The sequence below is a fragment of the Nocardia pneumoniae NBRC 100136 genome (assembly GCF_000308755.1).
Taxonomy (GTDB): domain Bacteria; phylum Actinomycetota; class Actinomycetes; order Mycobacteriales; family Mycobacteriaceae; genus Nocardia; species Nocardia pneumoniae.
On the sequence record NZ_BAGF01000050.1, the window covers coordinates 36,632 to 49,799 of the forward strand.

At 70.8% G+C, this 13,168-nt stretch carries 8 protein-coding genes; 2 read left to right on the plus strand and 6 right to left on the minus strand.

From position 1 onward, the window contains the following. Positions 1–19: 19 nt before the first annotated feature. Positions 20–4,291: a cation-translocating P-type ATPase gene (locus ON34_RS15715; RefSeq protein ID WP_051022699.1), complete on the plus strand. Its 4,272-nt coding sequence runs from the start codon at positions 20–22 to the stop codon at positions 4,289–4,291. On the opposite strand, the gene ON34_RS15720 is transcribed toward ON34_RS15715, so the two are convergent. The 3 genes from ON34_RS15720 to ON34_RS15730 form a co-directional block, all read right to left on the minus strand. Continuing rightward, positions 4,272–5,279, minus strand: coding sequence for an esterase/lipase family protein (locus ON34_RS15720; RefSeq protein ID WP_051022701.1), 1,008 nt, complete (start codon positions 5,277–5,279; stop codon positions 4,272–4,274). The two genes, ON34_RS15715 and ON34_RS15720, sit on opposite strands and share 20 nt — an antisense overlap. Before the next feature lie 60 nt (positions 5,280–5,339). Beyond that, entirely contained in the window at positions 5,340–5,993 is a 654-nt protein-coding gene (locus tag ON34_RS15725; protein ID WP_040780036.1) for a PadR family transcriptional regulator, read from the minus strand. 231 nt (positions 5,994–6,224) lie between these two features. Then, positions 6,225–6,806 carry a TetR/AcrR family transcriptional regulator gene (locus ON34_RS15730; protein ID WP_040780038.1) on the minus strand — a complete coding sequence of 194 codons (582 nt, stop codon included), beginning with the start codon at positions 6,804–6,806 and terminating at the stop codon, positions 6,225–6,227. Between the two features lie 75 nt (positions 6,807–6,881). Here ON34_RS15730 and ON34_RS15735 point away from each other — a divergent pair, with 75 nt between their 5' ends. Beyond that, positions 6,882–7,727, plus strand: a complete 846-nt coding sequence (locus tag ON34_RS15735) for an SDR family oxidoreductase (RefSeq protein WP_040780039.1) — start codon at positions 6,882–6,884, stop codon at positions 7,725–7,727. A 170-nt stretch (positions 7,728–7,897) separates the two neighbouring features. Here the strand turns inward: ON34_RS15735 and ON34_RS37605 are convergent, their stop codons facing one another. The 3 genes from ON34_RS37605 to coaBC all read right to left on the minus strand — a co-directional run bounded on the left by ON34_RS37605 (position 7,898) and on the right by coaBC (position 13,055). Next, entirely contained in the window at positions 7,898–10,372 is a 2,475-nt protein-coding gene (locus ON34_RS37605) for a primosomal protein N' (protein WP_505848264.1), read from the minus strand. A 15-nt stretch (positions 10,373–10,387) separates the two neighbouring features. Next, entirely contained in the window at positions 10,388–11,599 is a 1,212-nt protein-coding gene (gene metK, locus ON34_RS15745; RefSeq protein WP_040780040.1) for a methionine adenosyltransferase, read from the minus strand. Between the two features lie 232 nt (positions 11,600–11,831). Next, positions 11,832–13,055, minus strand: a complete 1,224-nt coding sequence (gene coaBC / locus ON34_RS15750) for a bifunctional phosphopantothenoylcysteine decarboxylase/phosphopantothenate--cysteine ligase CoaBC (RefSeq protein WP_040780042.1) — start codon at positions 13,053–13,055, stop codon at positions 11,832–11,834. Between the last annotated feature and the right edge of the window lie 113 nt (positions 13,056–13,168).

Here is a 13,168-nt window from a genome sequence, read left to right on the forward strand (position 1 = left end):
CGAACCACGGAATCCTGACATGTTCGGCATCGGCAGAGCCGTGCGATTCGTGTCCGCGCTGGCCGTGGACACGGTGCGCGCGACAACCAACGAGGCGGTGGGACGGCAGACCTGGGCCCGCCCCGGTCGCGCGCACATCGAGACCCGAGGCGTCCATCTCACCGACGCTCCCCCGGGCTATCTGGCCGACCTGCGGCAGGCAGTAGGCGACGCGACCGGTGTGCGCTGGGTGGCCGTGAACGGCATTCTCGGCGACGTGGTCGTCGATTTCGACCCCGAACGCATCGATGTGGCGACGCTGCGCGAGATCATCGCCGAGGTCGAACGCACACACGGAATGGCGGATCTGCCCCGCAACCGGCCCATGCATCCGGGTGGATTCGAGCCGGTGTTCGACGAATTGCTCACGCTCAGCGGTGACCTGCTGGGTGCGGCCGCCGGTCTGGTCGGACGGATGCTCCCGCTGCCGACACTGCCGCCGGAAAGCATCGCGCTGATTCCCGCCATCGACCTGATACCCGGCTTGCGCCACCGCCTCGACGTCCGATTCGGCGCGCTGCGCGTGGAAACCGCGGTCGCCTTGACGAGTTCGGTCATCGGCGCGGCCGCGCATACGCCACTGTCGGCCGTGGCCGATGCCGGACTGCGGGCGGTGCAATTGCCCGCGGCACTGGCGCGTCGGCATACGTGGGAATCGCAGGAGCCAGAACTCGCCGCGAATTCCTATGTCGCGGCCGCACCCGCCCAACCGCCACCCCAGGCGCGCCCGGTCCCGCTGCCACCCGGACCGGTCGAGCGCTACGCGCTGCAGGCCGGTGTCGCCACCGCTGCCATCGCCACGGCGCTGCTGCCCACCGGAGGCGTCACCAAGGCCGCCAGAGCCATCGCACTCGGCGCACCACGGGCGGCCCGGATGGGCGCGCAGGCCCACGCCGCCGTGCTCGGCCGGATCCTGTCCAGTCGCGGCGTGCTGGTCCGGGATCCGGACGCGCTGGACCACTTGGACCGCATCGACACCGTTGTCATCGACGCGAGGGTCCTCACCCAGCACGGCACCGACGACCTGGAGCCGCTCACCGAGGCCATTCTCGCGGCCGCGCACGCGGTGGGCCGCGTCATGATCGCGCCGACCGGCTCCGGCATGGCCGAACGGGTCGGCGCGGACGGCGGCATCGATGGCGGTGCGCACCTGGCCGACTCGGTGCACGAGTTGCAGGCGGAGGGACATGCCGTGCTGCTGATCGCCGACCGCAACGGCACCGGATTGGCCGCGGCCGACTGCGCTGTCGGGATCGTCTCCCCCGACCGCGCTCCGCCCTGGGCGGCCGACATCCTCTGCGGTCCGGGGCTGTCCGACGCCTGGCTCGTCTTGCGTGCCTGCGTGGCGGCGCGGCTGTCCAGCCAACGGAGTGTGCGGCTGGCCCTGCTCGGATCCGCGTGCGGCGCGCTGCTCGGCCTGCTCGGGCCCCAGCGCGGCGCCTTCCAGCGCGGCGCCCTCCCGGTCGGGGTGTCCGCACTGATCGCCCTTGGAGCCGGTGTCTGGTCCGCGGGAAGTCTGGCGCGAATGCCTTTGCCGGCGACCGCCGACAACACGCCCTGGCACGCCATGCCCGTGGCGGAGGCGCTGGCGGCCCTGCAGACAGGTCGGCTCGGATTGTCCCCCGAACAGGCCGCCCGCCGCCGCACCGACGCCTCCGATGCCGACGAGCGAACCGAGCGGCTGTGGCGGGCGGCCATCGCCGAACTGGACACCCCGTTGACCGCCCCGCTGGCCGCTGGCGCCGGCGCCTCCGCCGCGAGCGGCTCAGCGCTCGACGCCGGTCTGGTCAGCCTGGTGATGGTCGGCAACGCCGTCCTGGGCGCGATCCAGCGGATCGCGGCGAACCGGGCGGTGCGCCGGCTCGCCGACATGGGCGCGCTGCGGGCCAGGCTGCTGCGTCACGCTCACGAAACCTTCGCGCCGGCGACCGAACTCGTCTCCGGTGACATCGTCCTGCTGCGGGCCGGTGACGCCGTGCCGGCCGACTGCCGGTTGATCGAGGCCGACCACCTGGAAGTCGACGAGTCCAGCCTGACCGGTGAATCCATGCCGGTGCCGAAGGACCCCGCGCCGGTCCAGACCGACGCGGTGGCCGAGCGAGCCAGCATGCTGTACGCCGGAACCACCGTCGTCGCGGGAAGCGGCACCGCGGTTGTGGTCGCCCTCGGCCGCGCCACCGAAGTGGGACGCAGCGGCGCGCTGGCCGCCGGGGAGGAGGCCCCGGGCGGAGTCGAGGCGCAGCTGCGTGCGCTGACCCTGATTTCGATGCGCGTCGCCGTGGGTGCCGCGGCGTCCGTGCTCGGGCTGGGACTGCTGCGCGGACGGCTGGGCGCCAGCGTCGCATCCGCCGTCGCGCTGGCCGTGGCCGCCGTGCCCGAGGGACTGCCGTTCGCCGCGACGGTCGCGCAGCTGGCCGCCGCCCGGCGCCTGTCCCGGCGCAATGTCCTGGTCCGCACACCGCGGACGCTGGAGGCACTGGGCCGGGTGACCACCGTTTGTTTCGACAAGACCGGCACACTCACCGCAGGACATATCGAGCTGCGCCGGGTCAGCGACGGCCGCCGTCATGAACCGCTGGACGCGCTCGGCGGCGGCCGTCGCGCGGTACTGGCCGCCGCGTTGCGCGCCACGCCGCTCGATCCGGAAGGGCGGCCGCTGCCACACCCCACCGATCGGGCCGTGGCAGAGGGAGCCGACGCAGCGGGGACCACCCGCGACGACGGCGAGCCCGGCTGGACCATGGTGCAGGAATTGCCGTTCGAGCCCGGACGGGGGTTCCACGCGGTGCTCGGACGCACCGACGGCCGTCATCTGATCAGTGTCAAGGGCGCGCCGGAAATCGTGCTGCCGCGCTGCGTCGCCCGCCGACGTGACGGCGACACCCATCCGTTCACCACGACCGATGCCGCCGAACTGCGCGAGACCGTGGAAACCCTGGCCGAACAGGGCTTTCGAGTCCTGGTCGTCGCCGAGCGTGGGGCCTCGCAACGCGGCGAACTCGGCACCGACCGCGTCGAGCGGCTGGAGTTCATCGGGCTGCTGTGCTTCGCCGATCCGGTGCGGCCGACCGCCGCGGCGGCGGTGCGCGACCTGCGCGCCGCCGGTGTCGACGCGGTCATGCTCACCGGCGACCACCCCCATACGGCCGCGGCGATCGCCGCCGAACTCGGCCTGCGCACCTCGGGCCGGGTGATCACCGGCGCGGAAGTCGAGACGTGCGGGGAGGCGGAGTTGGCGGCGCTGGTCGCGGAGACGGCGGTCTTCGCCCGGGTCACCCCGGCGCACAAAGCGGCGATCGTGCGGGCGCTGCGCAACGCGGGCCAGACGGTCGCGGTCACCGGCGACGGCGCCAACGACGCACCCGCGATCCGGCTCGCGGATGTCGGGATCGCGTTGGGCCCGAGGAGTACCCCCGCCGCGAAACAGGCCGCGGACATCGTCGTCACCGATGAGCGCATCGAAACCATCGTCGATGCCGTGATCGAGAGCCGCGCCCTCTGGCGCTCGGTCCGCGACAGTGTGTCACTGCTGGTCGGCGGCAATTTCGGGGAGATCATCTTCACCCTGGTCTCGTCGCTGCTTTCGGCGCGTCCCGCGCTCAACGCGCGACAGCTGCTCGCGGTCAATCTGCTCACCGATCTGCTGCCCGCGCTGATCGTCGCCGCCCGGCCACCTCGCGGGGTCACCCCGGAGACACTGCTGACCGAGGGGCCCGACACCGCGGTCGGCGCGGCGCTGAACCGGGACGTCACCACGCGCGCGCTGGCCACCACGCTGTCCGCGTCGGGCGGATGGCTCGCGGCGCGCCTGCTGTGCCCGCGGCGACAGACCGGGACCGTCGGATTCGCCGCCCTGGTCGGCGGCCAGCTCGCCCAAACGATCGCGGCCGCACACGGTGACCCGCTGGTACTGGCGGCCGGAATAGGATCAGCCGCACTGCTGTTCGCCCTGGTCCAGTTCCCTCCGACGAGCTATTTCTTCGGTTGCCGCCCGCTGGGGCCGCTCGGGTGGATCATCGCGGTCGCCGCGAGCGCCGCCGCGCCGGTGACCGCTCACCGTGCGGGAGAGGTACTCGATACCGGGGGACAGAACCTTCGACCGGCCGCTGGATCTCCGTCTCGACGAGCTGACGACCGTCCCGATCCCGGGGACGGCGTCCACAAGCCCACCGGCCGGGAGCCAGAGGACCGTTTCGGAGCACGCGCCCCATCGGGATCGACGACGGTGGGGGTCACGAATTCCCGGCGATGATCACTTCGGGGATGCCGGTGCCGAGCGGAACCGGCCTGCACACCGGGGCGGGACTGCTCGGCTCCAGCACGGTGAGCAACAACTCTTGCACGAACGGGTCGTACACCATGTGGAAGTGCCCGGTGAGGTCGGACGGACACAGATCCTGCAGGGCGATGTTCCGAGCACCCGGCCCGCGCAGCGCGATGTTGTCGAACGGCTGGATCATCTCGTCCACCCGGCTGCCGACGGTGACGTACCGCACCCCCGGCACGGTGTCGCCGCCCGCGTTGAGGTCGAGCATGATCGGCGAGCCCTCGGCCTGCTGCACGGCGGCCAGCGACGTCACCCGGGCGAAGGCGTCCAGGGCGCCGGGGATCGACTGGGCGATCGGGACCAGCCCGTACATCACGCCGCCGTACGTGGGCGAGGCGAGCCCCACCCACTGCCCGACCTTGGGCGCGCCGCCGAGCTTGTTGACGTAGTAGCGGGTCACATTGGCGCCCTGCGAGAACCCGACCAGATCGACCTTGTTCGCGCCGGTCGCCGCGAGCACCTGATCGACGAACGCGCCGACCTGGTAGGCGCTCAGCACCAGATCTTCGGTACCGTAGCTCTCCGCGCCGGGGCTGCCTCCGTAGTTCAGCGCGAACACGCAGAATCCGGCCCCCGCCAGGCGGGGCGCGATGGCCGACCAGTCGGAGTAGGCCGTGGAGTCGGTTCCGTGCGCGAGCACGATCGGCCGGGGATGCGCCGCGCTCGGTACGCAGCCGAAATCGTTGGTGCCCATCGGGGTGACGTTCGGATGGCTCTTCTGGTACCACGCGGCGGCCAGATGGTCGGGCTGCGGCGGCGCGGGCTGTGTCGGCACGTCGGCGGGGCGGAATCCGACCGGCTCGGCCGACGCCACGCCGGGACCGAGAGCCGCGGCTGCGGCGAGGGCGAAGGCCAGCACGGCCCCGCGCAAATGTGAATAACCCCAAGTTCCCAAACCGATCGGCTGTCGCATATCACAATGATCTCTCCGATCGGCTCGAAATGCCCGTTGTATCGGGGTGTTTCGCCTCCCCTACTTCTCGGGGGTCTCGTCTTCGGCGAGAATCCGGTAAAGGGACTTCCGGGCCTCGGTGAGCAATTCCGCCGCACGGGCCGCCTGCTGCGGCGTGCCGACCGCGGCCACCTGCGCGACCGCACCCATCAACTGTCCGACGAGCGCGCGCAGGTCCATCGCCTGTGCGCCGACGTCCTGCTTGACCTCCGCCCACGGATCGCCCAGTTCGTCCCGATGGGCCGTGACGTACTCGACGCCCGTCTCGGTCAGCTTCGCCGTCTTGCGCCCGGCGACCTTCTCGATGAGGACGAGACCCTCGTCTTCCAACTGCGCCAGCGCGGGGTAGATCGATCCCGGGCTGGGCCGCCAGACGTCGTCGCTGCGCTCACGGATCTGCTGAATGAGTTCATAGCCGTGCATCGGCCGCTCGGTGAGCAGCAGCAATACGGCGGCGCGCACGTCGCCGCGCCTGCCCCGGCCGCCGCGACCGCGACCGCGGCCGAAATGCGGGCCGAATCCGGGCCCGAAATCCGGGCCGAAGCCCGGCCCGAACTCGGGTCCGAATCCATGCCTTCCACCGCGGCGGAATCGCCGCCCGTGCTCGAAACCTTCCTGGCCCGGCAGCGGCCTGCGGCCCCGCCGTCCGAATTCTCGATGTTCCCTGTGTTCCATGTCGGCCTCCCAAGGCTCTCGTGTTTTTTTCACGTTATCGACGATATATCGCCAATGCATCGAGCGCAAGGGTGTCAGCCCAGTTGGATGCAACGCGCACGGACATGGCCGCCTATGCCAGGCATCACGAGAAAGCGTTGAGGAACCGCGCTAGGCCAGTCGCGAGAACCCACCGCAGCTGCCCGCGAGCGATGGACGCGCCCCGACCGAGCGGTGAACAGACCCCGGGGCTCAGGAAACGAGCGAGTCGATCCAGCGCTCCAGCCGACGCCCCTCGGCAGCCATGAGCCCGGGTTCGTGAAAGGTATTGGTCAGCAAGGAGATGCCCTGATACGACGCGATCAATGCCACCGCGAGCTCGTCGGCGTCCTCGCGGTTCATGGCCGCGAATTGCCGCTCGACCCAGTCGATCAGTTCCCGCAGGCCGACCGCCACCTCGCGGTCGAGCCCGTCGGCCCGCTTGCCCAGTTCCGCCGCCAATGTCCCCGTGGGACACCCGAACCGGGCGGCCATGTCGCGCTGGTCGACCCAGCTGCGCACCAATGCCTTGAGCCGGTCTTGCGGCGCGTCGTGCTGTTCCAACACGGCGATCAGGTCGCGCAGAGCGTGCCTTTGCGCGCCGATCGCCGCTTCCACCAGCTGATCCTTCGTTTTGAAGTAGTAGTACACATTGCCCACCGGAACGTCGGCGGACCGGGCGATGTCGGCGATCGTGGTCTTCTCGACGCCCTGTTCGTGGAAGACCCGAGCCGCGGCGGCGGCCAACCGCTCCCGCTTGCCCGCCTTCGATGCCGCTTCAGCCGAGTTAGTCACACAACTAACTATAGACACGACCGCTTCGACCGGCTAGGTTGGTGTTAGTCAGTCAACTAACTCAAGGAGTCGAAGATGATCGTTGTCACCGGAGCGACCGGAAACATCGGCGCGCCCCTCGTGCGCCTGCTCGCCGACGCTGGCGAAGAGGTGACCGCCGTTTCGCGCCGGGGCACGGACCAACCGCTGCCCGACCGGGTCCGCGCGGTGCGCGCCGATCTCAGCGATCCGGACAGCCTCTCCCCCGCGGTGACCGGGGCCGAAACACTGTTCCTCTTGATCAGCGGCGAGCAGCTGGTCGCGGGTCCGGAGCCCGAGCAGGTGCTGAAAGTCATCGCGGCGGGCGGCGTGCGGCGGATCGTCTTCGTGTCCTCGCAAGGGGTGGCGACCCGGCCCGACGCCGAGGGGTACGCCCGGCTGATCGCCTACGAGGAGGCGATCCGGGATTCGGGGTTGGAATGGACCTTCCTGCGCCCGGCGGGTTTCTTCTCCAACAGCTACGCGTGGGCGGAATCGGTGCGCGCGGAACGACTGGTCGCGGCGCCGTTCGGCGATATCGGATTGCCCTCGGTCGATCCGGCCGATATCGCCGCGGTCGCGGCGGCCGCGTTGCGCGACGACCGGCATGCCGGTCAGGTCTACACTTTGACCGGCCCCGAGCTCGCCACGCCGCGGGCTCAGGCCGAGGCGCTCGGCGAGGCACTCGGGGAGCCGCTGCGATTCGTCGAATTGACCAGGGAGCAAGCGCATTCGGCGATGCTGCGGTTCATGCCGGAGCCGGTGGTCGAGCACACGCTGACCATCCTCGGTGAGCCGACACCCGCCGAACAGCGAATCAGCGCCGACATCCCGCGCGTACTCGGGCGGCCCGCCACGAACTACGCCGCTTGGGCCGCACGCAATCGAGCGGCATTCGCCTGAGCGATAACAGCATCGTTTCGCAGCGGATTCGAGGCGGCACGCTTCTGATCCCATGTCGGCCGCGCCTGCCACGGCTGGGGTGAAGGCACCGGTTTCGACGGTGGGCGACACCGCCGGATCTGATGCGACGCGATTCCCCGCGACCGAGCGTCGACCACGGTGGCGCCCGGTCAGCCGATGTCGATCGGATCAATCTGGACGCGCAGCGGGGCGTCGGAGCGGTGTGTGCTGCGGACCGCCTGCGCCGCCCGCAGCGCCCTCGCCAGGGCCGCGCCGTGGCCACGTTCCACGCGCAGCAGCATCCGCTCGACCTCGGCAGGGGAATCGCCGGAGGAGAAAGGTTTGCGAGCGCCGTCCGGGAGCGGCACCGGGCCGAGCCGGTCGACAGTGGCGGGAAGGTCTGCCGCGGCCAGCAGTTCGGCGATGCTGTCGGCGGTGCCGTCGATCGCGGCGAGGCGAACCGCTGGGGGGAAGCCGACCTCGGCGCGGGCGGCGACCTCGGCGCGGGCGGCGCCCACCGGGTCCCAGCGGACCAGCGCCTGCACGGTGGGGATGGAGGGTTCGGCCATCACGATGACCTGGCCGTGCGGGCGGACCAGCGCGGCGGCGCACATCCAGCGGCGCAGTGCGTCCTCGGCGGCCCGCAGATCGGCGCGACTGAGCAAGGCCCACCCGTCCAGCAGCAGCGCGACGCCGTAACCGCCGGGAACCACGGGTTCGGCGCCCATCGTCGCCACAACGACCTGTGGTCCCGGCTCCACGGTGTCGAGCACCGCGCCGCCGCCGGAACCGCGGATGGGCACTCCGGGGAACGCGCGGCCGAGTTCTTCCGCAGTGCGGGCCGCGCCGATCACCACGGCGCGCAACGCGCGCGATCCGCAGGCGGTGCAGCGGAACGCGGCTTCGGTGATCCCGCACCAGCGGCACACGGGACTCTGGGCGGCCGCGCTGAAGTCTGCCGACGGTCCGCGCCGTCCACGCGCTTCCGGAAGGGCCAGCGGCCCGTTGCAGTGCCTGCACCGGGCAGGCGTACGGCATTTCGCGCAGGCCAGGGCGGGAATGTAGCCGCGACGCGGCACCTGGACCAGCACCGGCGCCCCCTCCTTCAGCGCGGCGCGGGCGGCGGCGAACGCCACGCCGGGAATGCGGACGGCACGCGCGACCGGGTCGCGTTCCAGCGCGACGTCGCTGTCGCCGGGAGCGCTGATCCGCGGCGCGGTCTTGCGCAGGACCGCCCGGTCGGCGACCAGGTCGTGCGCCCAGCCGGAATCGACCACCGCCTGGATTTCCGCGGTCCGCGCGAAACCGGCCGCCACGAACGCCGCCCCGGTCTCGTGCGCCCGCAGCATCGCCACCTCGCGCGCGTGCGGATACGGTGCGCGCGGTTCGGCGTAGGTGTCGTCGCCGTCGTCCCAGAGTGCGATCAAGCCGAGATTGCTCGCCGGTGCGAACACCGCGCTGCGCGTGCCGACCACCACGCGCGCCGAACCGCGCAGCACCGCGAGCCAGCGCCGGTACCTGGCCGCGGGACCGAGACCCGCCGCCAGTCCGACCGCCGCATCCCCCACCAGCCGGGCACATTCGGTCAGCACCCGGTCGAGATCGCGTTGATCGGGCACCATGAGGATCGCGCTGCGCCCCTGCCCGGCCACCACGGCGGCGAGTTCGGCCAACCGCCGCGGCCAGTTCTCGCCGGGAAGCGCTTGCCAGGCGGCGCGCGCCCCCTTTCCCTGCGCGAGCGCGGCGACGAACGCCGCGCCGTGGACATACCGCTCCCATGGCGCGATATCCACGTCGATTTCCGACAGTGCTCGTGGCCGCGACGACGGATCGTCGACGACGGCGTCCCGCTGCTGGCCGCTAACGGCAGCGACCGGGCGCGGCCCATCCGATGACCCGTCGACACCCGACGAGTCGACCGGGTGGGGCTGGTCAGCGGCACCCGAGTTGGGGGAAGGAGGCTCACCCGGTTCGGCTGCCTCCGATTCGACGTCCGGCTGGCCTGAGGCATTCCCCACGTCGGCCGAGTCGCCTTGCGGCTCAGACCAATCCGGAGACGGTGTGGTGGGCTTCGTTGCGATCGCACGGCCGCGCTGCGCCGAAAATGTTGTGGCGCTGCCAGTTCCAGCGGATTCACTGTCGACCTCGTCTCCGACCGGGTCGGCGGCGGTGGGGTCTCCGTCGGAGATCGGAACAGGTTGTGCAGCAGGGGAATCGGCGGACTTCTTCGTCCCCCCGGATTCGGTGCGAGCATGGCGCGGCGGGATGGCCAAGCGCAGGACGTCGGCGCGGGTGCCCGCATAGCGCGCGGCCACCGCGGTGGCCAATTCCAGGATTTCCGGCGTCAGCACGCGCTCGCCGGAGACGACGCGTTCCAGTTCGACCAGCTTGCCTTCATGGTCGCTGCGGGCCAGCCGCGCGAGCAGATAACCGTCGACGAGGCGGCCCGCGAAACGGACGCGCACCCGGACCCCCGGCTGGGCGAGCTCGTCCAGCTCGGGGGGCACCAGGTAGTCGAAGTCGCGGTCCAGGTGTGCCGGTGTCAGCAGCGGAAGCACTCGGGCAATCGGCCGCGACACGGCCGCGTTGCCCGCGGCCGGACGGTCCGCCGAGGTGGCGGGGGCGTCCGCCGCGGGTTCGTTCACTCCTACCCGGTCGGGTCAGAGGCCGATGGCGGCACGCAGCTTGTCCGCGCGATCGGTGTGCTCCCACGGCAGGTCGACGTCGGTGCGGCCGAAGTGGCCGTACGCGGCGGTGGGCGCATAGATCGGGCGCAGCAGGTCCAGGTCCCGGATGATCGCGCCGGGACGCAAGTCGAACACCTCGGTGATCGCGGTGGCGATGCGCGCCGGATCGACCTTCTCGGTGCCGAAAGTCTCGACGAACAGCCCGACCGGGGCGGCCTTGCCGATCGCGTAGGCCACCTGGACCTCGACGCGGTCGGCCAGGTCGGCCGCGACCACGTTCTTGGCGACCCAGCGCATGGCGTACGCGGCCGAACGGTCCACCTTCGACGGGTCCTTGCCGGAGAAGGCGCCACCGCCGTGGCGGGCCATGCCGCCGTAGGTGTCGACGATGATCTTGCGGCCGGTCAGGCCCGCGTCGCCCATCGGACCGCCGAGCACGAACTTGCCGGTCGGGTTGACCAGCAGCCGGATGTCCGAGGTGTCCAGGGTGGGCACTTCCAGTTCGGCGAGCACCGCGTCGACGACCTTCTCGCGGATGTCGGGCGCGAGCAGGTTGTCCAGGTCGATGTCGGCGGCGTGCTGGGTGGAGATGACCACCGTGTCGAGCCGGACCGGGCGGTCGCCGTCGTATTCGATGGTGACCTGGGTCTTGCCGTCCGGGCGCAGGTAGGGCAGCACGCCGGACTTGCGCACCTCGGTCAGCCGGCGCGACAGGCGGTGCGCGAGCGCGATCGGCAGCGGCATCAGTTCGGGGGTGTCCTTGGTGGCGTAACCGAACATCAGGCCCTGGTCGCCCGCGCCCTGCCGCTCGATCTCGTCGTCGGAGCCGCCGACACGCGCCTCGTGCGAGGTGTCCACACCCTGCGCGATATCCGGAGACTGCGCGCCGATCGCGATATTGACGCCGCAAGAATTCCCGTCGAATCCCTTTGCCGAAGAGTCGTATCCGATTTCCAGGACCTTTTCCCGGACAATTCGCGGAATATCGGCGTACGCCGACGTGGTGACCTCACCCGCGACATGGACCTGACCGGTGGTGACGAGAGTTTCCACCGCGACCCGGCTACGCGGGTCTTCCGCGAGCAATGCGTCGAGGATGGAATCGCTGATGGCATCACAGATTTTGTCCGGATGACCTTCGGTCACGGACTCACTGGTGAAAAGCCGACTGCCGGACGTGCGCACAGTTCTTCCCTCTCCCTCAACGGGTTACTCGTATCGGCTTGCGACAGTAACGCGGTGTCGCTCCTGCGCAACCCTTATATCTCAGACTATTCCAAACCACCGACGCGGCGGACCCCGACGCGCAGCCATCCCAGACAGCTGAACTCCCGGTGTCGCGGCGGTGCCGACGACCTGACGGCGCCGCGAACAATCCGCCGATCAGCTGGCAATCCTGGCAGGCGCGCGGCCGAACTCAGCGCAACAACACACTCAGCGCGTCGAGGACCCGGCTCGCGAGCAACGCCTTCGAGCCGTGATCGAGCGCCTGCTCGGTGCCGTCCGCCCCGAGCAGCCAGCCGTCGTTGGTGTCCACCTCGAACGCCTTGCCCTCGCCGACCGCGTTGACCACCAGCAGGTCGCAGCCCTTGCGGGCGAGCTTGGCCCGCGCGTGGGTGAGGACGTCGCCGTGCTCGTCACCGGTCTCGGCGGCGAAGCCGACGATCGCCGTGCCGGGCAGCTGACCGTCCCGCCGCGCCTGCACCAAACCTGCCAGGATGTCGTCGTTCTTGGTCAGCGGAATGACGTCGGGTTCGCCAGCGCCCTTCTTGATCTTGGCCGCGGCCACGTTGGTGGGCCGGAAATCGGCGACGGCCGCGGCCATGATCACCGCGTCGGCGCCGACGGCGTGCTTGTCGACGGCGGTCTTCAGCTGGTCGGCAGTGGTGATGTGCACCAGGTCGACGGCGGCGGGTGCGGCCATCTCGATCGTGTTGCCCGCGATCAGCGTGACATGGGCGCCGCGCTGGGCCGCGACACGCGCGAGCGCGTAGCCCTGCTTTCCGGAGCTGCGATTGCCGAGGAAACGCACCGGATCCAGCGGTTCCCTGGTGCCGCCCGCCGTGATGACGACTCGGCGACCGACCAGATCGCGCGGGACCGCGTCGGCACGCTCCAGCAGCAGCGACGCGAGGCCGAAGATCTCCTCGGGCTCGGGCAGCCGTCCCGGACCGGTGTCGGTACCGGTGAGCCGCCCCGACGCGGGCTCCATGACGATCGCACCGCGGGCGCGCAGCGTCGCGACATTCGCGACGGTCGCCGGATGCTCCCACATCTCGGTGTGCATCGCGGGCGCGAACAGGATCGGACATCGGGCCGTGAGCAACGTGGCGGTGAGCAGGTCGTCGGCGCGGCCGGTCGCGGCGCGCGCCATGAGGTCGGCGGTCGCCGGGGCGATGACCACCAGGTCCGCCTCCTGGCCCAGCCGAACGTGCGGGACCTCGGGCACGTCGGCGAACACGCCGGTGTGCACCGGGTTCCCGGAGAGTGCTTCGAAGGTCGCCTTGCCGACGAACTGCAGCGCCGACTCGGTGGGAATCACCCGGACCTCATGTCCGGTTTCGGTGAATCGCCGGACCAGAGAGCACGCCTTGTAGGCGGCGATGCCTCCACTCACGCCGACGATGATCCGTGTGGTCACTACGCCTCCGGCCGGCTGATCCCCGCGGGCGCGGGGAGAACGACGACGATCCGTGTGGTCACTACGCCTCCGGGGGTGTGGGTGGATCATCCCCGCCCGCGCGGGGAATTCGA

What these genes read in the sequence shown, in the direction of transcription:
- ON34_RS15725 (WP_040780036.1), bottom strand. Translation starts at nt 5,993, where the DNA reads ATGGAACACAGGGAACATCGAGAATTCGGACGGCGGGGCCGCAGGCCG.
- ON34_RS15715 (WP_051022699.1), top strand. Translation starts at nt 20, where the DNA reads ATGTTCGGCATCGGCAGAGCCGTGCGATTCGTGTCCGCGCTGGCCGTG.
- ON34_RS15720 (WP_051022701.1), bottom strand. Translation starts at nt 5,279, where the DNA reads ATGCGACAGCCGATCGGTTTGGGAACTTGGGGTTATTCACATTTGCGC.
- ON34_RS15735 (WP_040780039.1), top strand. Translation starts at nt 6,882, where the DNA reads ATGATCGTTGTCACCGGAGCGACCGGAAACATCGGCGCGCCCCTCGTG.